Raw genomic sequence first — 23,672 nt, 5'->3', positions numbered from 1 at the left:
TGAATGCACACAGTAGTCACACGCAAGATGATGCTACCACTGACAAAAAGGACCATTGTTGTTCAAAATTTAAATCTTCCAAAAAAAAGGCTTTCTGTAAACATCACAAACCATGTAAAAATTGCAATTGTCAATGCACGTATAGTGGTACATTTTTGGCAATTTCCAATCCCCTTGAACAAGGTCATGAACTTTGCGGTATAGCAATCAAAAAAAATTATAAACCCATAGCGCCAACATTTATTTCTGAGGGATATTTTTGTCCTTGGGTCCCGCCAAAAATAAGTTAATCCATACATTGATCATTTATCAATCATTTTTGATTACTTATTTTTATTTACTCTTTCATCCAATCATATGAAAATCAAACATTATATCATAACAGGGGCTTTTGTACTATCCTCTTTAACAAACTATGCACAAAACAACACCGTGAACACCAATGTTAAAATTGCTGGAAACTGCGGTATGTGTAAAAAAACAATAGAAAATGCAGGAGCCTCCGCTCAGGCTAAAGTTGAATGGAACGAAGACAACCAAACAGCGACAATAGCCTATGACGGAAAGAAAACTTCCTTAGATGCTGTATTGAAAAGTATCGCAGGAGCAGGCTATGACAATGAAAAATACCTTGCCGCGGAAGATACTTATGCTAAACTACATGCTTGCTGCCAATACGAAAGAAATTTAGCTCCTCCAGCTTCAGATAGCCCACAAGACGAAAGCATTGAGCCGGTAGCTTCAGTAGATAACATCAGCAACGCAAGCAATTTTCAAAAGATCTATGACCAATACTTTCTGCTTAAAGATGCACTTGTAGCTGCGGATAGTAAACAAGCTGCAGGCCTAGCAAACGATCTTACCGATGCAATCGCTAAAATACAAACTGCTGATCTAACGAAAGCGGAACAGGACATCTGGAAAACCAAAACAACATCACTCAAAGCGACAGTGAAGAGCCTACAACAGGCAAAGGATATCAGTAAACAACGAGAAGCCTTCGCGCTATTGTCAGAAGATATCTATAGTTTGTCCAAAAACTCAAAACCATCTTCTTCTGTTTATTATCAAAAGTGTCCGATGTTCAACAAAGGTAAAGGTGCGACTTGGTTAAGCCGTCATAAAGAAATCAAAAATCCCTACTACGGTGCACAGATGCTGACATGTGGCAGCACAATTCAAGCGCTTTAACGAATAACGTCGCTTAATCGACTCTTAAAAGGTTTATCTCCCCATGAGATAAACCTTTTTTTTGTAATTGCTGCCGCAATGGTGGATTTTTATAAACCAAAATAGTATATTTAGTATCAGCAGAAATTGGTTTGCTTAAATAACAACAGGCGTATATTATAAAACAAGGTTCAATTCATGGAAAAAGTAATTATTACAGGTGGTGCTGGAGCTATAGGTCTTCATTTAACAAAGCTATTGGTTGCCAATTTCTATGAAGTTATTATTTTTACCAGAAATCCGAAGTCTCATCCCATACAAAACAATATCCGATATGTACATTGGGATCCCAGTAAACAGGAGATTGATGTCAAATCAATTCAGGAAGCCGACTATATCATCAACCTGGCGGGTGCAAACCTCAATTCGAAACGCTGGACAAAATCATATCAACAAGAAATTATTGCTAGCAGGGTAGAAAGTGGGCAACTGCTCTATCAAAGTCTAAAACAAATACCAAATCAAGTAAAAGCAGTCATATCGGCCTCCGCTATAGGTTGGTATGGAACAGACGATCAATACCAAAAGAAACCTTTTGAAGAAGGAGATCCACAAGGCGGAAATTTCCTCGCCTGGGTATGTAACCTCTGGGAAGGAAGCGTGAAACCTATCGAAACATTGGGAAAAAGACTCATTGTCTTCCGTTTTGGGGTAGTTATCAGCAAGGATCAAGGCTTACTCAAGGAAATCAACCGTTTCTTACCCTTTCGGTCAATTCCGGTATTAGGCTCTGGAAAACAGATACTCAGTTGGATCCATATGGATGATCTCTGTCGGATGCTGCTCTTTGGCATACAAAATGATACCATAGCCGGAATTTATAATGCCTGTTCATCCGAACCACTTCCCCTCGCGGAGTTTGCAAAAAGAATAGCCAAACGTAAATACGGTCCATTCTATATTCCCCTACCCGTCCCCTCTTTTTTGATCAAATTTATGCTTGGAAAAAAAGGACAGGAAATGGTGCTCAATGGTACGTGGGTAAGCAACAAAAAGATAGTACATGAAAAATTCCCCTTTAAATATCCTCTTTTGGACAATAATTGTATAGATAATTTACATATTGATTAATTGTTAATTCGCGTTAATTTCTGCCCTTTTTGGGACAAAATCCGTATATTTGCGGCTTATGAAGATTTTTAGATATGGCGCAAAGGGCTCCGAAAAAGCGGGAGTCATTTTAAACGAAAAGAAATATGATGTTTCAGAGGGAAATTTTCAATACAACCGCGATTTCTTTGCGGATATTGTAAATTTAGAAAGACTTCAAACATATATAAATGAAAAAGGCGATACGCTTAAAGAGATAGCCGACGACGAGCGTATCGGTACACCATTGGAAGCTCCGTCCAAAATCCTTTGTGTAGGGCTTAATTTCGATGATCACGTCAAAGAAACCAAATTGCAACAAGCTTCAGAGCCTATCGTATTTATGAAATCTGTATCTGCATTCAATGGCCCTTTTGATGGAATCACCCTTCCGAAGTTCTCTGTAAAATCTGATTGGGAAACCGAATTTGCCATTGTAATTGGGAAAAAAGCTTCTTATGTTACTGAAGAAGAAGCTTTGGACCATGTGTTTGGCTATGTGCTACACAATGACGTTACAGAGCGTGAATTTCAGATCGAGCGTGGCGGAACTTGGGATAAAGGTAAAGGATGTGACACTTTCGCTCCTATTGGCCCATTTATAGCAACCAAAGATGAATTCACAGATATTGATAATTTAAAAATATGGCTTAAACTCAATGGTGAGCTTATGCAAGATGGCAATACAAGTGATTTTATCTATCGTGTGCCCAAACTGATTTCTTATTTAAGCCATTTTATGAGCTTACTTCCAGGCGACATCATTTCCACAGGATCACCTGCAGGATCTGGCATGGGCAAATCCCCACAAAGATTCCTGAAAGATGGCGATATCATCGAATATGGCATCGATGGACTCGGATCTGCAAAACAAGTGATTTCAGCTTATCAAGCGTTGTAAAAAACATATATCTGGGTTCTTTCATTCTTTTTCGGTCTGAAAGAACCCATTTTCTTTCACTTGATTTTATTTTATCCCTGGCATTTGTGTACATTTATATCAACATCATCCATTTGTCCAACTAAAATTGCTAAATCCCTACAGGGTCAATGATTCAACTAAACAACATATCCAAATCTTTTGAGGTAAAAGCGACACGTATTGATGCCTTAAAAGACATCTCACTGTCTATCGAAAAAGGTGAAATTTTTGGTGTAATAGGCGCTTCCGGAGCCGGCAAAAGTACTTTGATCCGTTGCGTCAACCTTTTGGAAAGACCAGACAGTGGTCAAGTAATTATAGAAAATGACGACTTGATGTCGCTATCTTCCACTGGCCTTATGTTGAAAAGAAGAAAAATTGGTATGATTTTCCAGCACTTCAACTTACTATCATCACGAACAGTGTATGGAAATATATCCTTTCCGCTCGAGCTTGAAGGTAAATCGAAAGAATTTATCAGCCAAAAGGTGTTGGAACTATTGCGTTTGGTCGGGTTGGAAGACAAAGCCGACGTGTACCCTGCAAATCTTTCCGGAGGCCAAAAACAACGTGTTGCTATCGCGCGTGCATTAGCCAATGATCCTTACATTCTACTTTGCGATGAGGCCACAAGTGCCTTAGACCCCGCAACTACAAAATCCATCCTCAAACTACTAAAAAAAATCAATAAGCAGCTTGACCTTACGATATTGTTGATTACTCATGAGATGGATGTTATAAAAAGTATTTGCGATCAGGTTGCCGTATTAGACCACGGAGAATTGATTGAAACCGGCCCGGTAGAATCAATATTCGCCAATCCTCAGGAAACAACAACTAAAAACTTTATTCAGTCTTCACTTGAAGTTGAAATTCCACTAAGTTTTCAGGAACGCTTAAAAAGCGCTGGAAACCCACTCGTAGAGATCTATCTAACTTCAAATGAAGAATCCATCCCATTTATACAGCATTTGGAACAACAATATCAAGTCAAGACAAATATCATTACCGCTCAAATAGATTATATCGGCGAAATGAAATTTGGTGTTATATTGGCCGAACTATCGGGTGAAAAAGAAAATGTAACGCGTAGTCTATCTTTCTTAAAAGAAAAGCATTCACAAACTAAAATATTAGGCTATGTCTGATCAGGTATTTAATCTTCTGCTATCGGGTACTTTAGAAACCCTAACCATGACTTTCCTATCAGGTTTCTTTGGTTTTGTCCTAGGTCTCCCACTCGGGATATACCTGTTCTTGACCCGAAAACATCAACTGCTCGAAAACAAAGCCATGCACCAACTTGTTTCATTGCTGGTGAATGTGTTTAGGTCTATCCCCTTTATCATACTTATCGTATGGATGATTCCGTTTACACGCAACGTTGTCGGAACATCAATCGGTATGGCCGCAGCATTGGTTCCCCTGAGTATAGGCGCGGCCCCATTTATAGCAAGACTTGTGGAAAATAGTCTTCTGGAAATTCCAAATGGCCTGATTGAAGCCGCAAGAGCAATGGGTGCAAATGCACAACAGGTAATTTTCAAAGTTTTGCTTCCGGAGGCTCTTCCCTCACTAGTAAACAATGCGACAATTACCTTAATAACACTTGTTGGTTACTCCGCGATGGGCGGTGCTGTAGGTGCCGGTGGACTTGGACAGATTGGCTATCAGTATGGTTATGTCGGATATGATACTTTTATCATGAATTCTGTTCTAATTTTATTAATTTTAATAGTATTCCTGCTACAATATACAGGAGATTACATCTCAAAAAAAGTAAACCATCGTTAACATAAATTATATCATATGAAAAAATTGAACTATGCATTTGCAATCTTAGCCTTCAGTCTCGTATCGATTGTGGCATGCAATAACAGAGAAAAGAAAGAGAATATCCTCAAAGTCGGTGTTGTGTCCGGCCCAGAAAAGGAGCTTGCGGAGACGGCTAAGAAAGTTGCAAAAGAAAAGTTCAATCTTGATGTTGAGTTAGTGGCTTTCAACGACTATGTCGTACCTAATGAAGCCTTAAATCAGGGTGATATCGATGTAAACGTATTTCAGCATCAGCCCTATCTACAAGAGCAATCCAAACAACGCGGTTTCACGAAATTAACCATTGTCGGAAATACGTTTGTATTTCCCATTGTTGCCTATTCAAAGAAAATAAAAACAATTACAGAGTTACAACCGGGAGCCGTTATTGCCATCCCTAATGACCCTACCAATGGTGGACGCTCTCTTTTGCTTCTCCAGCGCGAGGGAATTATCGGTCTAAAAGAAAATGTAGGTATCCAACCTAAAGTAACAGATATAGTAAGCAATCCTAAACAGGTTAAGATCATAGAGATGGAAGCTCCTCAGCTACCTCGTGTTCTTGATGATCCTCAGGTTACAATTGCCATCATCAACAATAGTTTCGCCTCTCAGGCTGGGTTAGATCCCGAAAAACAAGGCTTATTCACAGAAGATAAGGAATCGCCTTATGTTAATCTGATTGTTGCCCGCTCAGATAATAAAAACGATGAGAAGGTGCAGCAGTTTATTCAGGCGTATCAGTCACCGGAAGTCGAAGCGACCGCAAAAAAAGTCTTCAAAAATGGCGCTATTAAAGGCTGGTAAAATTTTAAACAGACAAGTGATAGAATCAGGTCAATTATGCCCTTGTGGCTCTGGCAATACCTATGGGGAATGCTGCCAGCAAATTCATCGTTTCCATGCCAAAGCAACCACAGCAGAGGCATTGATGCGCGCACGTTATAGCGCCTTTGTGACACAACAGATCGATTTCCTATACGATACGTTCCATCCCTCAACACGACGGTTCCAAAATAAACAGGCAATCGGACAATGGGCGCGGGAGAATAAATGGATGCAACTCTCTATCCTTAAATCTACATTCCACATTGTCGAGTTTGAAGCACATTACCTGGATCCACAGCTGGAAGTTCAAATTCATCATGAAAAGTCTACTTTCAAAAAACAAGGTGATTTATGGTACTACGTTGATGGACGTTGATATAAAATATTTCGCTTGCAAGCTATTGTAAAGGATCCCAGGCCGTCAACAACAGCTTGCAAGCAGCTTTTTATTTTATAAAAAAAATATAGCATCAACAAAGGCTTTATTTTTGCTCGTAATACAAGACATGCCCACCTTCGATGAGCACATTTCTTTGGTGCGGAAATTGAAATTTTCGGTAGTGATTCACCCCAATAGCATAATCCTTTTTACCCACAATGACCAAAACTGGCACTTTAATCTCTTTTGCTTCTGGCCTAAAATCTTCGCTGAAAGTGCTCGCCTTGCCAATGAAAAAGTTGCCAAGATGGAATCCCTGGCCACAACCTTGAAGTTGCTGTGGATTAATTGGTTAACATGCCCTATCTGATCTTCCAATGAACTATTGAGGTCCAAAGTCGAATTTGCCAATATTAAACCAAACAAATGATCTGGATATTTTTTCGCATAATTTACAGCGATTACCCCACCAAAGGAATGCGCCAATAGATAGATTCTTTCAACCCCTAGAGCATGACGAATAGCTTCAATGTCTTCTACCATGCGTTCTAACGAATAATTTCCACTAGTCGACACCTCAGACCTTCCACAACCTCGCTGGTCCAAATACACCATCTTTAGCAACTTTTCAAAACCACGACCTCCCATCTCCTCAAACGACTTACTCTAGGCTCTTGGCCCTCCATGTACGAAGATACAGACCGGACCATTTCCAGCAGACTTCGCAAAAAGCTTGACCCCATCCTGGGTTTCAATATAAGCAGATGAATCCCGATCGACAGCAGTCGTCTTTGTTTGAGCGAATGCCATATTGATCGTAATCATTACACAAAAAAAATAAAATATAGATTGTCTCATTTCCCTGTACGGATTTGGTTTAAACTTCTATTTGGTTTAAAGAACGGTAGTTATTGCGCTAAATATAATAAATAGGCATAGCAAAATCATCAACATGAGCTAAAGACAATAAAAAAAGCAGTCTCAACGGGATGTCAAGACTGCTTTTCTTCAACGAATATTCGTCAGTTATTTCTATTAGATTGCCTCTTCAGTATCTTCGCGGTAAGGAGCTTCTTCATCAAACTCGCCCTCCCATTTAGCAACAACAACGGTTGCCAAACAATTTCCGATTACATTGACAGAAGTACGCGCCATATCCATGAGTTCATCGATACCTAAAATTGCAGCAATGACAAATGTTGGTAAGCCAAACTGATCCGCTGTTGCAATCAAAATAATTAATGAAGCCCTTGGGACAGCAGCAACACCTTTAGAGGTGATCATCAATGTAAATGCAATCATTAATTGATGTCCAAACGACAAATGGATACCAGCCGCCTGAGCGACAAAAATCGCAGCCAATGATAAATAAAGTGAAGTACCATCCAAGTTAAAACTATATCCTGTCGGAATTACAAACGAAACAATCTTACGTGGTACACCAAATTTCTCCATCGCGCTCATTGCTTTCGGTAATGCCGCATCTGAGCTTGTAGTGGCAAATGCAATCGAAACTGGTTCCTTAATCGCATTAATAAAACGTTTCACAGGTATTTTTAGATAAAGTGCTACCGGAAGAAGAACCAGACATAAAAAGCACACTAAAGCAAAATACAGCGTCGCCAAAAGCATGAAAAGATTCTTTAGGATATCGACACCGAGATGCCCCACAGTGTAGGCCATAGCGGCCCCAACCCCAATAGGTGCAAAGTACATAATCATGTTCGTAAACTTAAACATCGTTTCAGACATACTCTCGGTAAAATCAACCAAGGGTTTACGCTTTTTCTCATCTACCATTGCCAATCCAATCCCAAACAAAATTGAAAATACAACAATCTGTAAAACTTGATTATCGGCTACAGATTTAACGATATTTTCAGGAAACAAGTCGCGTATAAAAGAAGTGAACTTATATACAGGATGCACATGATCCGGAAGTGTTTTGAGGATATGCTCATCCATACTTTCCTTCGCTACAGGGAGTTCTTCATGTGGCATATGTGCAACATCAACGCCCACTCCTGCCCGAGTCAGATTTATAGCACCTAAACCAATAAAAATAGCACATGTCGTTGCGCAAAAGAAATAAAGCATAGATTTCCATGCCATACGTCCCACCTGTTTCAAATCAGAATGGCCTGCAATTCCATAAACAAGCGTAGAAAAGAGAATCGGTCCCACGATCGTCTTGACTAACTTGATAAAACCTTTACTCAAAGGTTGCAGGGAAATCGCTAGATTTGGAAAATCCAACCCGACAAATATCCCCATAATCATACAGGTCAAAATCCAGGTGGTCAAATTTTTCTTAAAGAGCGCATTTACAACCAAAACGGTAGCAACTATCCAACGGACAGCCATTAGAAATTCATGCGAAAAGCCTACAACATCAAATTCGTATAATACAGCAATGATACAAGCTAATGTAACTGTGATCAGGGTAATCAACCCTATTTTGGTTTTTAACATTTAAAAGATTTTAATGGTCAAAAGAACAAAAATAAAAAAATACTATGCTTTTGCAAATATTATTATTCCAAATAGCCAAGTTTCGCAACAAAATATCGATTTCGCCAAAATAGAAAGACACAAAAAAGGCAGGAAAATTTCTTATCCTGCCTTATATTTTAACGGAGTACTAAATTTATTCCGCGTGTAACCAAGCTTTTTTCGCTAATAGCTCATCGTTCGATTCACGTACATCTTCGTCATCCACACAACAATCCACAGGGCAAACCGCTGCACATTGAGGCTCATCGTGGAAACCTACACATTCTGTACACTTATCTGAAACAATATAATAGACTTCATTAGAGATTGCTTCTTGAGACTCGTTGGCATCTAGTGTAACACCATCGCCAAAATCAATAACCCCATCCAAAGCCGTCCCGTCTGAGAATTTCCAAGTTACACCAGCATCGTATATTGCATTATTTGGGCATTCCGGTTCGCAAGCACCACAGTTAATGCATTCGTCTGTAATTTTAATCGCCATTTATAACCTCACAATTATGATAAATAAACTATTTTTGCATTATCAATATGAAACAAAGTCTGATTGAACAATAAGGCTAGTTGATTCACGTTGATTAATGTTAACAGCACAAATATAATACAAATTTGTGTATTCATCTTTTAAAATTTTAATATTTTGACAAAGCAACAACGAATAAATGCATTTGTAAAATTAGGCGAACAGCTGCAAAAGCGCCCTGAAGATTTGATTCAAATCATTCAATTCGCCCAACATAAAAACCCCTGGTATACCCCTCAAAATGTTGAACGCGCCATTCAAGCCATTGCTGCCAATTTGACAATAGAAAAGCTGAATCACTGGTTGACGCCTTATCCAGATCTTCATTCAACGAAAATTGTAGGTTTAATTCTGGCCGGCAATATTCCATTGGTTGGCTTCCATGATATCCTATCGGTACTGATCAGCGGCTTTACAGCCAAAATCAAAGTCTCATCGGACGATGCAGGATTGACAAGCTATGTGCTCAACCTTCTTAAACAAATTGACCCATACTTTAATGATGCCTTTGAAATTGTCGACATACTAAAAGATTTCGATCTGGTTATTGCAACAGGGTCCAACAATAGCTCCCGTTACTTTGATTACTATTTTGGCACCAAACCACATATTATTCGTCGCAATAGAAATAGTATTGCCGTTATCGGTGGCCAAGAATCTCCTAACCAGCTGGAATCACTGGGACACGACATCTTTGATTATTTTGGGTTGGGCTGTCGCTCTGTATCAAAGCTATTTATCCCAAAAGATTACCCAATAGGGCACTTCTTTGAAGGTATCGCTGCTTTTAACAGCATGACAGAGCATTTTAAATACAATAACAATTACGACTACAACAAATCCATCTATCTGATCAATGGCGACAAGCATTTTGATAATGGTTTTTTATTGCTCAAAGAAGATGAGCGCACGGCTTCTCCCCTTGCTGTGGTTTATTTCGAAACATACGAAACACTGGCTGAAGTTGAAAATAAACTCAAACTAGCGCAAGAAAATATCCAATGTATTGTATCAGAAATAGCATTAAATGTGCCGTCGCCGGTATTTCATTTTGGAGAAAGCCAATGCCCTGCTTTAGATGATTTTGCTGATGGCGTGAATACACTGGATTTTTTATTCGCAAACCAATAAGCTTCCTTTAAATTCATAGTAAATAAATTGCATTAAAAATACTAACTTTGAAATCATGTATATCATTAAAGTAAAAGGTGTCGCCAAAATCCCTGATTATGTTCAATTAAGAGATGATGCCTTCACCTTGCTGGCATATTTTAGAGTCGACCGCCCAGATAAATCACTCGATAAGGTTGGATTAGGAGAAAAGGCAGAATATATCATGCAACTGGTTAAAGAAATGCCTTTTGGGCAAATTAAAAAATTAGAATTTTAGCTTCCATGATTGAAAATAAAGTAATTACATTAAAAAACGTTGATATCTTCCAACAAAAACATTTGGTATTGTCCAATGTCAATTTAAACATTGGTAAAGGAGAGTTTATTTATCTTATCGGTCAGTCCGGTAGTGGAAAAAGTAGTTTACTAAAAATCATTTACGGCGATTTATACATCGGCAATGGTGAGGGAATGATTGCGGGCTTTGATCTTAAAAAGCTGCACGAAAATGATGTTCCCTACCTGCGTAGAAAATTGGGTATTGTATTCCAGGATTTTCATCTTTTATCCGATAGAAGCATCGAGAAAAACCTCGAATTTGCACTGAAAGCAACAGGCTGGAAAGATAAGAAAATGATCGATAGCCGTATATTGGATGTACTGGAAAAAGTTGGACTTCGTTCCAAACTTAAGAAAATGCCGCATGAACTTTCTGGCGGTGAACAACAGCGTATTGTAATTGCCCGCGCATTGCTAAATAACCCCGAAATTATTCTGGCAGATGAGCCTACCGGTAACTTAGATCCTGCTACATCAGAAGAAATCGTCTTATTATTACGTGACATTGCCAATTCGGGAACAGCTATTTTAATGGCAACCCACGATTATACTATTATCCGTAATATGCCATCCCGCATCATCAAAACCGCCGATGGGGTATTACAGGACAATGTCAGTATCTAGACGGAAAACTGACATATAAAAAATGAGATTCCGACAAATTGTTAGGCTTTTTTAATAAAATCTGACAAGCTGTCGGAATTTTATTGTTTGGCAAAAACTTTGACAAACGAAGCATAGAGTAAATTTTTGAATCTAATTTTAGCATTGAAGATATGAATGAGCAAGATAACTATTACGATGAAGGTCAAGATCCAGTAGAAACAAATTCTTCTGAACAACAAGAACAGCCTGCTGATAATATAGCAGAAGAACTGTCTACTGAAGAGAAATTGGCTGCAGAATTGGCAGAGGCAAAGGATAAATACATTCGTCTTTCTGCTGAATTTGACAATTATAGAAAACGTACAAGCAAAGAACGTGTTGAATTGATTCAATCAGCGGGAAAAGATGTCATCAGTAAGCTATTACCTACACTAGATGATTTTGACAGAGCATTAACAGCCATGGAAACAGCGACAGATGTTGAATCTGTAAAAACAGGAATGGATATTGTTAACAACAAATTCAGACAAGCGTTGTCGCAATTGGGGTTAAAGGAAATGGAAGCTACAGGCCAAGCCTTCGATCCTGAATTACAAGAAGCTATCACGGCAATTCCTGCACCCACAGCAGAATTAAAGAATAAAGTAGTGGACGTGATCGAAAAGGGGTACTACTTAGGTGACAAAGTGATCCGTCACGCAAAGGTAGTTATAGGTCAATAATATTAAGACGATGTCAAAAAGAGATTATTACGATATACTTGGTGTCTCGCGATCAGCGGACGAGAAGGAGATTAAATCAGCATATCGCAAATTGGCGATAAAATACCACCCGGATAAAAATCCTGGTGATCATGAAGCTGAGGAACAGTTTAAGGAAGCTGCTGAGGCATACGATATCTTGAGCAATCCACAAAAACGTCAACGTTATGACCAATTTGGCCATGCCGGTAATTCGGCAAGTGGTGGCTTTGGCGGTGGCGGCGGTATGAATATGGAAGACATATTCAGCCAATTTGGTGATATCTTTGGTGGAGGACATCCATTTGAAAGTTTCTTTGGCGGCGGAGGTGGCCAGCGTGGCGGCCGTCGGGTAGCTCGTGGAAGCAACTTACGTATAAAAGTTAAATTAACACTCGAAGAAATTGCCAAAGGCGTCGAGAAAAAGGTAAAGGTTAACAAACAAGTGGTCTGTCATTCTTGTGACGGATCTGGTGCTAAAGATAAATCTTCTTTCCATACCTGTAAAACCTGTGGGGGATCCGGATCGGTTAGAAGAGTAACAAATACCATCTTAGGACAAATGCAAACAACAAGCACTTGCCCTACTTGTAATGGTGAAGGCGTTGAAATTACAGCAAAATGTACAACTTGTAGAGGTGAAGGACTCGAACGCGGTGAGGAAACAATCGCAATCAATATTCCTGCAGGAGTAAGTGAAGGCATGCAACTTTCCATGAGTGGAAAAGGAAATGCTGCTCCGCGTGGTGGTGTACCAGGAGATTTAATTATCCTGATCGAAGAAGTACCACACGAAAGTTTAAAACGTGATGGACTAAATGTGATCTATGACCTATACATTAATTTCGTAGATGCGACCTTAGGCACAAGCGTTGAAGTCCCTACAATAGATGGAAAAGCGAAGATCAAAATTGAGCCCGGCACACAAGGTGGTAAAATTTTACGGTTAAAAGGAAAAGGTATTCCTGAAGTCAACTCTTATCACAAAGGGGACCAACTTGTATACGTTAATATATGGACACCAAAAGCCGTATCTAACGAAGAAAAAGAATTATTGAACAAACTGAAAGAATCGCCAAACTTTAAACCTCAACCAGGTAAAAGTGAAAAATCATTCTTCGAGCGAATCAAAGAATATTTCGATTAAAATCGGTCTTTCAAATACAAAAAAAAGCCATTTGTCCGCTGTTGACAAATGGCTTTTTTTTATCTTCTTACTTGAAATTGACAATTAAAAACAAAAAGTCAGCCCAATATCATTATTACTAAATAGAATCTATAAAAATAAAAATACATTAAATTTTAATTAATTGAACCACTATTATTTACAATAATGACAAAACATCTAGACAATCTAGTGACAAAAAATCAAAATAAGATTTCGATATTTGACTAACAAATTTAAAAAGTCAGGAAGTAATTACTGGCACATTAAAACAAACTATTAAATAAAAAGACATGAAAAAAGTTTTACTAACATTAACTGCCATTGCAGGTTTAACAATAGCAGCAAAAGCTCAAACTGAACAAGGAAAAATTATGGTTGGTGGTCAAATAGGATTCGAAACTTCTAAAGTGAAAGATACAGACTATAAAAACAATTCATTCTCTATCAACCCAACAGTTGGTTACTTTGTAAGTGACAACTTGGCAATTGGTACTGGAATCGGTTACAATTGGGGCAAAACTGAATCAGACAAAAATAATAGCGTTAAAAACGATGCTTTTCAAGTTTCTCCTTTTGCCAGAAAATACACTGCAAACGGCCCAGTAAGATTCTTTGCTCAATTGTCAGTTCCGATGGCATGGGGTACAACAACCACTGAAGTAAGTAACGTAGAGTCAAAGAATAAATTCGAATCATATGGTGTTGAATTGGCTCCAGGTTTAGCTTACTTCCCAACAAGCAAAATCGGCATCGAATTAAAAGTTAGAGGTTTATACTACAACTATAATAAAGATAAAACTCATGACGTTGCAGTAAATACATTTGGTTTGAATGTAAACTCACTAGCGCCAACTTTAGGTGTACAATTTCACTTCTAGTCGATAAGGAGTTTATCAATAGAAAAGGCTATAATTTACTTATAGCCTTTTTTATATCCCTAATAACCATACATCATACATAACGCTTAACAATCCGGAGTTTGTGTGTATAACGATTCTGTTCAGCATTAAAAATACCTTCCGTATCCATCCGATCAACACCGACTTTCGCTGAGGCATGGATAATCGTATCGCGATCCAGCATAATCCCTACATGGGTAATCCTTCCTTCGGCATTGTCAAAAAAGGCCAAATCGCCTACTTTTATTTCTGAAATAAAATCTACAGTCTCCCCTTTTTCAGCTTGCTGATAAGCATCACGAGGCAAGGAAAGATCAAAACAACTATAAATCAATTGGGAGAAACCGGAACAATCAATCCCCCATTGCGAACGCCCGCCCCATAAATAAGGGGTGTCCTTATAACTCAAAGCCAATCGCGACACCTCAGTCTCAAATTGATTTCTAGTAAACGGATTGATACTACCTTGATAAGTTAATCTCAATGGAGATAAATTGACAGTATTCTCTGCATCTAGGTAAAGCTTGGTTCCATGACAGAGCTGAAATTGTGCGGTATCAGTAAACAGAATTCCCCCTTCCCTTCCAACGATAATTGGTGTTCCGGTCAGATAATGTTGCATATCCAAGTCGTTTAGTTCCTGAAACTGCCCGTTTTGAATCCAGCCTAAATAGTCCGTTTCCAACAGACGTATTGATGTCCAATCGGCCTGTTCATCAAGGATCTCAAAAAGTTCCCCAAACAATACCTGAGAAACCATCTCACTACGGTGTGCCTGTTCTAAACGTAACGGAACGAGAGCTAGTGTACAAATACCATATTTCATGTGCTAAACAAAACAAAATCGTCAAAAATGTGATTATATATTATATGACGAAGATAAATTAATTATAGTAGAAATGGAGAATACAAATTCAAAATTCAAAAGGATACTCGTCGCTGTTGACGACGAACCATGCTCAGAAAAGGCTATACTATATGCCAAAGAAATGGCCGCGGTATTTGGAGCCTCCATAGCGCTTGTCACTGTTGTTCCCCCTACTTCTCCGGCCAGCTTTGGTGCGGACCCGCTATTAGGTCAGCAACCCATCATCGTTCCAGAAGTATCGGAAATGGAACAGGATAATGCACAAAAATATCTTGAGAAAATAAGCCGCGAATTTACAGGTGCAGGCGAAGTATATCTTTTTAATCGAATCGGATCCATTAAAGAAGAAATTCTGGCTGCGTCCCATGAGTGGTCTGCAGATCTTATTATTATGGGGACTAATGGACGGACGGGCTTTGATCACTTTATTTCCGGCTCAGTATCCGAATCAGTCATTCGTAAATCTACCTGCCCTGTACTCGTTGTTCCAAGTAAATGTGACTGATATTAAACGGTCCATATGTATAAAAAAAGGCTATTTTTTCATTGGAAAAAATAGCCTTTTTGCTTGTATTATATATATAAATTACTTTTTAATCAATCGCGCCACAAACATACTATCCGCTTTCTCTTCATAACCTTTCAAATAGTCCATACGTTCTATTTCAAAACCAAAATTATCTACAATGTAATTGACAACATCTTCGTTTTCTGCTTTAAAAATAGAGCAGGTTATATAAATCAAAGGCTTGCCCGCTTTAACATGCCCCACCACATTACTTGCAATATTCTTTTGTAGTGCATTGAATTCGGCAATCTTAGCGGCCCGAAACTGTCTAACCATTTCTGGTGTACGCCCCCAGGTTCCTGATCCAGTACAAGGCGCATCCAATAACACCCCGTCAAATCGTTCGCTCCCAAGAATTGCGAAGCTATCCTTGGTAAGATCGAGTATTTTTTTTCGGTAATGCTTTATTCCGGCACGGTCAAAACGTTCATCGAGATTTCGGAGAATACTCATGCGAACATCGGATACTAAAAGATTAACAGTTGGACAAGCATCCATCAATAAGAGCGATTTGCCACCCGAAGCAGCACATGCATCCCACCATGATTCTCTTTCAGCGGGCTCCATATAATCCAAAGTGCGCTGCGAAGACAGATCCTGCACTTCTATAATCCCATCCAAGACATCAAATCGATGCAAGGATGTTCCATTATTCAAGGCGATAGTCTGATCGCCAATCACGGAATAAGGAATCTGATTGTTATCCAAAATAGCGCACACGATCTTTGTCTTCCCGCGTTTCGCCCGAATATATAAGTTGGGCTGGATCAACTGGCTCTCTAAAAATTGCACCAAGTCAACCTCTTCAGAAATATAATCCGCAAATGGAAAGAGATCATTCAGTTTAAAAACACCTTCAGACGTTAGAAATGCGATTTTGTCTTTCAGCGGCAGATGGAGTTTATCGCTATAGGAAGGCTCAAAAAGGGCCACCAAAGGACTTTCCTGTTCACATAGAAATTCCGCAAGCACCAATCTACGCTGTTGTGACAACTGCGAAGCCGCCATTCCCAGACGAAAATAATTATAACATAAACGGGAGGTAGATTTCCGGTCCGAAGATCCCATTTGCTTATTCAACTTAAAAAAAGTAGTTAAATAACGCGAAAATGGTTGCTCAGCTTCAAAACCATCCATTGCCCGCTCAAAATTACGTATTTGTTGATGAACACGTCTTTCACTGAATTCAGCCATTCAAAGATTATTTTCTTTCAAATTTTTTGTTGTGATAAACCATTATACCCAAAGCTCTATTAGCATAGCCCCATTTTGGATAAAATTCAAATTTGTAATCGCTATTCAATCCCGAAAACTTATCTTGCGTCATTCGGCTAACATAATCCACGCCGTATTTGTGGATCAATCGACCGAAATACAATGCCGCATCATAACCTTTATAAGAAAACTCGGATGGATCCACTTTATAAGCCGATTTATAATTTCCAATAAATTTTCGGGTATCACTATCACTCTCATTCACTAAGTTGGAAGAGGTAATAGTAAGTCCATAAAAATCCATATTTTCGAAATTCTCAAACGAAAGCTTAGCCATATTTGGATGTCCGTATAACTTAAATTGATTACCAGGATTCAAAAAGCGTTCGTCCATATTATCCAATAGGGCTTTCACAAGATTCTTATTGGCGGTACCACTTACAATATGATTTGAACCGGTCAATACAAGACTGTTATCCAGTTCGGCAAGATTATAAACCGTTTTTACTTTTGCCTGTGCATTAGCCTTTGAAACTTCGCTAACAAAACTGACTAGAAACTGCTTACTTTCATCGTCACCGGCATCATATACGACGATCTGATCACCTGTATAGTACTGGTCAGCAACATATTTTGCTAATGTTTCTGCGTGTGTACGAATAGAAGGTGTGATGGAAACCAAATTGGGTAGGCTAAATTCAGAAGCCATAGTCGCCGCCAACGGAGAAACTTGTAACACATTCTTGTTTGCAAATGTTTGCCCAAAGCTTTTTATCTCACGAGGATATACCGGACCAACCACAAGTACGGCATCTTTGACATTCGCCGAAGTCCCTAAGGTCGCATTATAAGCAACATTGTCTCGAGAATCAATTACTTGTAGATCAAATAAAGCCCCCTCTTTGGCAATTTTGTCAAGGCCCAACTGAAATCCCTGATAAAAATCAAGTGCCAAGGAAGATCGCTCCACATCTTCTTTTGTAATCGTCCCGGCAATACCACTTAACTCGAATGGTAATAGCAAGGCGATGCGATTATTTTTCACAGCATGGCCGTTGACATCCTGGATATCCCCCACTTTGGCAATGGTCTTATCTTTGTCAACTGCTGGTTTAGTCACAGCAGTTTGCTGTTCGCCTTGACCAGAGGAAGGCGAACGCAATACTGTGCTTTTTTTGGTTGTGCAGCTTGCAAGACATAATGCTACAAGTGCCGCAACCCATATTTTATTCCCACTCAATTGTAGCGGGCGGTTTTGAACTGATATCATATACAACTCTGTTTATTCCTTTCACATGGTTGATAATTTCATTTGAAATTTTTGCCAACAGGTCATATGGTAAATGTATCCAATCCGCAGTCATTCCATCAAGAGAACCAACTGCACGTAAGCTAACAACATGCTCGTAAGTACGCTCGTCACCCATTACGCCTACAGAACGCACTGGCAAGAAAATTGTACCAGCTTGCCATACTTTATCGTACCAGCCAGCTTCCTTCAGATTATTGATAAAGATCGCATCAGCCTCTTGTACAATACGTACACGCTCAGGTGTAATATCACCTAAAATACGAATTGCCAAACCTGGTCCAGGGAAGGGATGTCTGCCTAAAATTGCCTGATCCACTTCTAAAGCTTTTCCTACTCTTCTTACTTCATCTTTAAACAACGTTTTAAGTGGTTCTACGACTTTCAATTTCATGAAATCAGGTAAACCACCAACGTTATGGTGTGATTTGATTGTTGCTGAAGGTCCTTTCACTGAAACCGACTCGATAATATCTGGGTAAATTGTTCCTTGTCCCAACCATTTCGCTTCAATTCCTTCAGGTAATTCCTTTTGGATTTCTTTTGCAGCTTCATCAAAAACATCAATAAATGAATTACCAATGATTTTGCGTTTCTCTTCTGGTTCAGAAACCCCAGCTAATCTACCATAAAATAAATCCTTGGCATTTATTCCTTTAATATTTAACCCCATATTTTTGTAAGAATCCAACACCTGCTCGTATTCATCTTTACGAAGCAGACCATGATCTACGAAAATACAATGTAATTTTTTTCCGATTGCTTGGTGCAACAATACTGCTGCTACTGTTGAATCTACTCCTCCTGACAAAGCCATGATAACGTGATCGTCACCCAATTGCGCTTTCAAAGAGGATACTGTTGTTTCAACAAATGCGTCTGGTGTCCAATCCTGTGCACAACCACAAATGTTTACAACGAAGTTTTTCAATAAGATAGCCCCATCAGTACTATGTGTTACTTCCGGGTGGAATTGTATACCATAGGTGCGGGTACCTTTTACTTGATAAGCAGCAACACGAACTTTATCCGTACTTGCTATAATGTCAAAATTTGCAGGAACTTCTTTGATGGTGTCTCCATGTGACATCCATACCTGCGATTGAGTTGGTACTCCTGCCAATAATTCATTCTCACTATTGACAAACTGCAGATTTGCACGACCATATTCACGGATTTCAGAAGGTAATACTTCACCACCTGATTTTTGAGCAATGTATTGTGCTCCGTAACAAACTCCTAAAAGTGGGAAACGATCCTGAATAGCGACAAAATCAATTTGCGGTGCATCTTCTTGTCTAACAGAATAAGGACTTCCTGAAAGGATAACACCTTTTACGGAGTCATCAAAATCCGGCAATTTATTGAACGGGTGTATCTCACAATACACATTTAGTTCTCTGACACGTCTAGCGATCAACTGTGTGTATTGAGACCCGAAGTCTAGAATTATAATTTTTTCTGGCATGCTGCAAAGGTAAGTATTACGAATGAATTATTAAATGTCAAATCAGGAAATAATGCCTGCTTTTAACAGTTCTACTTCCATTTCTTTCTGTAGAATTAGGGCTTCCTCCCGCGCTCTTTCAGCGAAATCACGTCCTTTTGAAGCATAGATAATTCCCCTTGTGCTGTTTACTAAAAGTCCACAATCTTTGTTCATACCAAATTTACAAACATCTTCAAGCGAACCTCCTTGCGCCCCCACTCCCGGCACCAATAAAAAATGATCTGGTGCATGTTCCCTAATTTTGATAAACCCCTCTCCGCGTGTTGCTCCGACAACATACATCAAATTGTCAGGTGTCCCCCAGGTATTAACTTTATCGATCACCTGTTCGAACAATTGCAGCCCTTCTTTGTTTTCAAAATTTTGAAAGTCCAAGCTACCCTCATTCGATGTCAAAGCAAGTACGATTGCCCATTTATCGTTAAAATCCAAAAATGGTGTCACCGAGTCCTTCCCCATGTAAGGTGCGATTGTAATACTGTCAAATCCAAGACCAGACGTCTTTTCATCAAAAAATGCCATTGCGTAACGTCCCGACGTATTGCCAATATCCCCCCTTTTTGCGTCAGCAATACTGAAACAATCCTTTGGTAATGCAGCCCAGGTTTTTTGAAGCGATTGCCAGCCTTTGATTCCATAACATTCATAAAACGCAATATTGGGCTTATAGGCAACGCATAAATCAGCTGTTGCATCTATGATAGCCTTATTGAAGCTATAGATGGGATCCTCATCATCTAAAAGATGCTCCGGGATTTTGGTGAGGTCTGTGTCTAATCCGACACATAAAAATGAGCGTTTCGCTTTTATTTGATGAATAAGTTCTGCTCTTGTCATGCTATATTTAGAGATCTTAAAAATTATTTATTGATTAAATCTTGAATAAATTTACCTACATCAGGGCTCGAATAATCCGCCATACCTTCATGCCGTGTGGCCACCTTTCCTGCTTTGTCCAATATCACCGTTGAAGGAATAGATCCCGAGAGCCATTCTTTTGGAATATCGCTGTTTGGAAAACTGATTGGCAAAGTCAGCTGCTGTCCTTTCACGAAGGTCTCGGCCTTTGCTTTGTCGCCCTCAATCTCCACAATCAAAAACACCATATTGGGATTATCTTTATAACGATCATATAACACATTGATCGAAGGCATTTCTGCGCGACAAGGTGCACACCACGTTGCCCAAAAATTAATAAAAACCACTTTGCCCTTCAAATCCGCTACTTTTACGGTGTCCCCAAGCTGGTTAACAAACGACACATGCGCGAATACATCGGGCGGAGTCGTCACAACGAACTCTTTAGAAGTCGACGGAACCTCCAACTTCGGCTTGAAAAAGCCTATTTTCATTAAAAATTGCTGGAAATAACTTCTACTTGTTGGCCAAATCAACAAACCGATGAGCAGTACAAATACAACGTTTCCGATTATCTTTTTTGTCTTCGGACTCATAGGTAATCCCGCTATTAAGAATCAAACTTATCCAATAGTTTCAACAACGTCGCGAAATCCTTTGGATAAGGTGCCTCAAAAGCCATCTTAACTCCGTTCAATTCAAACTCAACATGTTTTGAATGTAGTGCAAAACGCTTCATAATAGGCTGTTCCTCTTCATCTTTGGACAATGTATATCCTCTTTTCTTAATTTGGGACAAATACACAGGTTTACCGCGATACATGTCATCCCCCACAATAGCGGCATGTTGTGTCGCTAGGTGAATACGGATTTGGTGCATACGTCCTGTAATGGGTTTACATTCCACTAAGGTATAGTTCTTGTAGTATTTGATCGAATTGAAGATGGTCTCTGCTGGTTTGCCGTTTGCACGATCAATAGATACATTTTTATTACCTTGGTTCAAGATGGGCAAATCGACAAGCAAATCCTGAAAAGTATGTGTACCTCCTATGATTGCATGATAAATCTTATTCACCTTTCTTTTTTCAAATGCAATGGAGATTGTACGGTATGTTTCTGGATTTTTTGCAATTAATAAAATACCCGAGGTCTCTTTATCCAGGCGGTGGCACACCTGTGCATCAGGATGATATTTCTTCGCCAAACGAAGAATATTAACCTCCCCACCCTCACGTTCATCTAAAGAAGCGATAAACGGCGGTTTATTGATAACAATCAGATTTTCATCCTCATGGATGATTAATTCTGAAAATTTGGGAAATTTAAATAGACGATTCTCATTTTGTATCATTTTGCAAAAATACAAAACACAAGGCAGAATATTGGTCAATGTATGATAAAAAGCTTACTTTTGAACACACAATATAAGTTAAGATGTCTGTAAACAAAGAAATGAAACGAGTAAGCACAGCAATGCTGCAAGCCATGAAAGAACGTCAGGAAAAGATTTCTATGCTTACAAGCTATGATTACTCCATGGCCAAAATGGTAGATCAAGCTGGTGTTGACGTTATTTTGATTGGAGATTCCGCTGCCAACGTATTTGCTGGCTACGAAACTACCTTGCCTATCACCCTAGATAATATGATCTACCATGCCGCTGCCGTTGCTCGGGGTACCGAGCGTGCCATGGTATTAGCAGATTTGCCATTTGGATCTTATCAGGGCTCTGCCAATGAAGCTTACAATGCAGCTGTACGCATGATGAAAGAATCAGGTGCGCACGCATTAAAACTCGAGGGAGGACTTGAAATCATCGAAAACATCAAAAAAATCATTGCCGGAGGAATCCCTGTATGTGGACACTTGGGCTTGACTCCCCAATCCATCAATAAATTTGGAAATTTTGGTGTGCGGGCAAAAGAAGAACAAGAAGCCGCTAAATTAATAGAAGATGCACTCGCTTTGCAGGAGGCGGGCTGTTTTGCAATTGTTCTGGAAAAGATACCGGCAAAATTAGCTAAAACAGTAACCGAAAAACTAGCGATTCCAACAGTTGGTATTGGGGCTGGGCCGGATTGCGATGGACAAGTCCTTGTGATTAACGACATGCTTGGAATGAATGCCGACTTCAAACCAAAATTTATGCGTCATTTCGCTAATTTGCACGAACAAATCACAACAGCAGTAGCAAATTATGTGGCCGAAGTAAAAGCAGTACAATACCCGAACGAAGACGAACAATACTAGAAGAAAAATATGCGGTTTTTGATCATTGGGCTTATTGTTCTTATTGCTTATCTGATGATACGCAAAAAATTCAATCTATTTGGGTTTACCGAGGATATGTCCAGAAATTTAAAATCAGGTTTTCAGTTGATTGAAGCTTCATCTCCAGTCATCCAGGCAAATCTAAAGAAGAGTGTTTCCAATGCCGTTATGGGGATTATCCTCATTTTGATCACCGTGTTGCTGTTCATGAAGATAAAAATTGTCCTGTTCCTGCTTCCGATTGCCTTTTTCTTGTTGGGCTATCTCTTTCTGTTCAACAACCACTTTAGTAAGCTCAAAAGCCAACAAATATGGTACAATGCGAAAACCAATGAGGTTTTTATTGAACAGCTAAAAGGAGAAAATTATGCTTTTAACATTTTTAAGGACATAGAAGCTGTTCAGAAAATCGAATCAATTCAAACAACCAAAGGTTTATTATACGGCTACTACCGTATCAAGTTAAAGAACAAAATATTGGAAATCCCCTATTTAGTCGCTGAAAACAGGCCCGTTAATAATTTATTTTTCGACACGATTAACCAAAACTTCAACGTAGCTATTCAAAAACGTATTTTTCCAATTATTTAAAAATGAACAGGTTGAACATCCGAAAAGAAAGTGTTATATTTAGGTAATCAATATAATTTGTTAAAACCAAAATATTTTACACTATGGGAAAAGGTGATATCAAGACCAGAAGAGGAAAAATATCAAATGGTTCTTTTGGAAAAAGAAGACCACATGTATCGAAAGCTGCCATCAAGCCAAAAGTAAAAAATGGGGCTTCAAAAGAAGTGGAACAAAAAGCAAAATCAAAAAAATAGTAATCAATAAAGCTAGAAACTTATTTCTGGCTTTTTTTATTTCCAATCGTTCCCACTACGTCCATTTCGATGTTCATT

Annotated in this window: 29 protein-coding genes; 18 read left to right on the top strand and 11 right to left on the bottom strand. The window is 39.0% G+C overall.

Annotated elements, in window-relative coordinates; translation table 11 throughout:
* Positions 1–3 precede the first annotated feature (3 nt).
* The 8 genes from HS960_RS06430 to HS960_RS06395 all read left to right on the top strand — a co-directional run bounded on the left by HS960_RS06430 (position 4) and on the right by HS960_RS06395 (position 6,260).
* Complete coding sequence (locus tag HS960_RS06430; RefSeq protein WP_182331861.1) at positions 4–204, top strand: hypothetical protein; 201 nt, start codon at positions 4–6, stop codon at positions 202–204.
* Positions 205–357: 153 nt separating this feature from the next.
* Positions 358–1,191 carry a DUF3347 domain-containing protein gene (locus HS960_RS06425; protein WP_182331859.1) on the top strand — a complete coding sequence of 278 codons (834 nt, stop codon included), beginning with the start codon at positions 358–360 and terminating at the stop codon, positions 1,189–1,191.
* Positions 1,192–1,368: 177 nt separating this feature from the next.
* Positions 1,369–2,301, top strand: a complete 933-nt coding sequence (locus HS960_RS06420) for a TIGR01777 family oxidoreductase (protein ID WP_182331858.1) — start codon at positions 1,369–1,371, stop codon at positions 2,299–2,301.
* 58 nt (positions 2,302–2,359) lie between these two features.
* Positions 2,360–3,220, top strand: a complete 861-nt coding sequence (locus HS960_RS06415) for a fumarylacetoacetate hydrolase family protein (RefSeq protein ID WP_153844704.1) — start codon at positions 2,360–2,362, stop codon at positions 3,218–3,220.
* Between the two features lie 149 nt (positions 3,221–3,369).
* Positions 3,370–4,389 carry a methionine ABC transporter ATP-binding protein gene (locus tag HS960_RS06410; RefSeq protein ID WP_145326884.1) on the top strand — a complete coding sequence of 340 codons (1,020 nt, stop codon included), beginning with the start codon at positions 3,370–3,372 and terminating at the stop codon, positions 4,387–4,389.
* Entirely contained in the window at positions 4,382–5,035 is a 654-nt protein-coding gene (gene metI, locus HS960_RS06405) for a methionine ABC transporter permease MetI (protein ID WP_159726428.1), read from the top strand. Before HS960_RS06410 ends, metI begins: the two co-directional genes overlap by 8 nt.
* Before the next feature lie 15 nt (positions 5,036–5,050).
* Complete coding sequence (metQ, locus tag HS960_RS06400; RefSeq protein ID WP_088161762.1) at positions 5,051–5,863, top strand: methionine ABC transporter substrate-binding lipoprotein MetQ; 813 nt, start codon at positions 5,051–5,053, stop codon at positions 5,861–5,863.
* On the top strand, positions 5,841–6,260 hold the full coding sequence (locus HS960_RS06395; RefSeq protein ID WP_182331856.1) for a YchJ family protein: 420 nt from the start codon (positions 5,841–5,843) through the stop codon (positions 6,258–6,260). Before metQ ends, HS960_RS06395 begins: the two co-directional genes overlap by 23 nt.
* A 189-nt stretch (positions 6,261–6,449) precedes the next feature.
* On the opposite strand, the gene HS960_RS06390 is transcribed toward HS960_RS06395, so the two are convergent.
* The 4 genes from HS960_RS06390 to HS960_RS06375 form a co-directional block, all read right to left on the bottom strand.
* The gene (locus HS960_RS06390) at positions 6,450–6,878 is read right to left on the bottom strand and encodes an alpha/beta fold hydrolase (RefSeq protein WP_182331854.1); all 429 of its coding nucleotides are present in this window, start codon (positions 6,876–6,878) and stop codon (positions 6,450–6,452) included.
* Between the two features lie 51 nt (positions 6,879–6,929).
* Positions 6,930–7,088: a hypothetical protein gene (locus HS960_RS06385; protein WP_182331852.1), complete on the bottom strand. Its 159-nt coding sequence runs from the start codon at positions 7,086–7,088 to the stop codon at positions 6,930–6,932.
* 210 nt (positions 7,089–7,298) lie between these two features.
* Positions 7,299–8,735, bottom strand: a complete 1,437-nt coding sequence (locus HS960_RS06380; RefSeq protein ID WP_075992868.1) for a dicarboxylate/amino acid:cation symporter — start codon at positions 8,733–8,735, stop codon at positions 7,299–7,301.
* A gap of 175 nt (positions 8,736–8,910) precedes the next feature.
* Complete coding sequence (locus HS960_RS06375) at positions 8,911–9,261, bottom strand: 4Fe-4S dicluster domain-containing protein (protein ID WP_046672889.1); 351 nt, start codon at positions 9,259–9,261, stop codon at positions 8,911–8,913.
* Positions 9,262–9,417: 156 nt separating this feature from the next.
* Between HS960_RS06375 and HS960_RS06370 the strand changes: the two genes are divergently transcribed.
* The 6 genes from HS960_RS06370 to HS960_RS06345 all read left to right on the top strand — a co-directional run bounded on the left by HS960_RS06370 (position 9,418) and on the right by HS960_RS06345 (position 14,144).
* Positions 9,418–10,431 carry an acyl-CoA reductase gene (locus HS960_RS06370; RefSeq protein ID WP_182331851.1) on the top strand — a complete coding sequence of 338 codons (1,014 nt, stop codon included), beginning with the start codon at positions 9,418–9,420 and terminating at the stop codon, positions 10,429–10,431.
* A gap of 55 nt (positions 10,432–10,486) precedes the next feature.
* Positions 10,487–10,690 (top strand): fructose-6-phosphate aldolase, encoded by a 204-nt coding sequence (locus tag HS960_RS06365; RefSeq protein ID WP_153844709.1) that lies wholly within the window; start codon positions 10,487–10,489, stop codon positions 10,688–10,690.
* A 5-nt stretch (positions 10,691–10,695) separates the two neighbouring features.
* Positions 10,696–11,376: a cell division ATP-binding protein FtsE gene (locus HS960_RS06360; RefSeq protein ID WP_046672892.1), complete on the top strand. Its 681-nt coding sequence runs from the start codon at positions 10,696–10,698 to the stop codon at positions 11,374–11,376.
* Positions 11,377–11,528: 152 nt separating this feature from the next.
* On the top strand, positions 11,529–12,080 hold the full coding sequence (locus HS960_RS06355; RefSeq protein ID WP_182331849.1) for a nucleotide exchange factor GrpE: 552 nt from the start codon (positions 11,529–11,531) through the stop codon (positions 12,078–12,080).
* A gap of 10 nt (positions 12,081–12,090) precedes the next feature.
* Positions 12,091–13,245: a molecular chaperone DnaJ gene (dnaJ, locus tag HS960_RS06350; protein ID WP_046672894.1), complete on the top strand. Its 1,155-nt coding sequence runs from the start codon at positions 12,091–12,093 to the stop codon at positions 13,243–13,245.
* A 311-nt stretch (positions 13,246–13,556) separates the two neighbouring features.
* On the top strand, positions 13,557–14,144 hold the full coding sequence (locus HS960_RS06345; RefSeq protein ID WP_153844710.1) for an outer membrane beta-barrel protein: 588 nt from the start codon (positions 13,557–13,559) through the stop codon (positions 14,142–14,144).
* A 73-nt stretch (positions 14,145–14,217) separates the two neighbouring features.
* Here HS960_RS06345 and HS960_RS06340 read toward each other — a convergent pair whose 3' ends face one another.
* Positions 14,218–14,991: a C40 family peptidase gene (locus tag HS960_RS06340; RefSeq protein ID WP_182331847.1), complete on the bottom strand. Its 774-nt coding sequence runs from the start codon at positions 14,989–14,991 to the stop codon at positions 14,218–14,220.
* A gap of 73 nt (positions 14,992–15,064) precedes the next feature.
* On the opposite strand from HS960_RS06340, the gene HS960_RS06335 reads away from it, so the two are divergent.
* The gene (locus HS960_RS06335) at positions 15,065–15,538 is read left to right on the top strand and encodes a universal stress protein (protein ID WP_120334088.1); all 474 of its coding nucleotides are present in this window, start codon (positions 15,065–15,067) and stop codon (positions 15,536–15,538) included.
* An 81-nt stretch (positions 15,539–15,619) separates the two neighbouring features.
* On the opposite strand, the gene HS960_RS06330 is transcribed toward HS960_RS06335, so the two are convergent.
* The 6 genes from HS960_RS06330 to HS960_RS06305 are packed head-to-tail and all read right to left on the bottom strand — an operon-like array spanning position 15,620 to position 21,847.
* The gene (locus HS960_RS06330; protein ID WP_182331846.1) at positions 15,620–16,795 is read right to left on the bottom strand and encodes an RsmB/NOP family class I SAM-dependent RNA methyltransferase; all 1,176 of its coding nucleotides are present in this window, start codon (positions 16,793–16,795) and stop codon (positions 15,620–15,622) included.
* Between the two features lie 7 nt (positions 16,796–16,802).
* On the bottom strand, positions 16,803–18,086 hold the full coding sequence (locus HS960_RS06325; protein ID WP_159726413.1) for an ABC transporter substrate-binding protein: 1,284 nt from the start codon (positions 18,084–18,086) through the stop codon (positions 16,803–16,805).
* Positions 18,043–19,593, bottom strand: coding sequence for a glutamine-hydrolyzing GMP synthase (guaA, locus tag HS960_RS06320; RefSeq protein WP_159726411.1), 1,551 nt, complete (start codon positions 19,591–19,593; stop codon positions 18,043–18,045). Before guaA ends, HS960_RS06325 begins: the two co-directional genes overlap by 44 nt.
* Before the next feature lie 42 nt (positions 19,594–19,635).
* A complete protein-coding gene (gene pyrF, locus HS960_RS06315; RefSeq protein ID WP_153844715.1) occupies positions 19,636–20,472 on the bottom strand; it encodes an orotidine-5'-phosphate decarboxylase in 837 nt (278 codons plus the stop codon).
* 23 nt (positions 20,473–20,495) lie between these two features.
* Positions 20,496–21,089: a TlpA family protein disulfide reductase gene (locus HS960_RS06310; RefSeq protein ID WP_159726407.1), complete on the bottom strand. Its 594-nt coding sequence runs from the start codon at positions 21,087–21,089 to the stop codon at positions 20,496–20,498.
* Positions 21,090–21,103: 14 nt separating this feature from the next.
* Positions 21,104–21,847: an RluA family pseudouridine synthase gene (locus HS960_RS06305; RefSeq protein ID WP_159726405.1), complete on the bottom strand. Its 744-nt coding sequence runs from the start codon at positions 21,845–21,847 to the stop codon at positions 21,104–21,106.
* 83 nt (positions 21,848–21,930) lie between these two features.
* On the opposite strand from HS960_RS06305, the gene panB reads away from it, so the two are divergent.
* The 3 genes from panB (at position 21,931) to HS960_RS06290 (ending at position 23,594) form a co-directional block, all read left to right on the top strand.
* Positions 21,931–22,746: a 3-methyl-2-oxobutanoate hydroxymethyltransferase gene (gene panB / locus HS960_RS06300; protein ID WP_088161770.1), complete on the top strand. Its 816-nt coding sequence runs from the start codon at positions 21,931–21,933 to the stop codon at positions 22,744–22,746.
* Positions 22,747–22,755: 9 nt separating this feature from the next.
* On the top strand, positions 22,756–23,358 hold the full coding sequence (locus tag HS960_RS06295) for a hypothetical protein (RefSeq protein WP_145326891.1): 603 nt from the start codon (positions 22,756–22,758) through the stop codon (positions 23,356–23,358).
* Between the two features lie 83 nt (positions 23,359–23,441).
* Positions 23,442–23,594, top strand: coding sequence for a 30S ribosomal protein THX (locus HS960_RS06290; protein WP_075992880.1), 153 nt, complete (start codon positions 23,442–23,444; stop codon positions 23,592–23,594).
* The last annotated feature ends 78 nt before the right edge of the window (positions 23,595–23,672 follow it).

The sequence above is a fragment of the Sphingobacterium paramultivorum genome, from assembly GCF_014109745.1.
Classification (GTDB): domain Bacteria; phylum Bacteroidota; class Bacteroidia; order Sphingobacteriales; family Sphingobacteriaceae; genus Sphingobacterium; species Sphingobacterium paramultivorum.
Note: the sequence above shows the minus strand (reverse complement) of the source record. Positions and strands in the feature narration are given on the sequence as shown.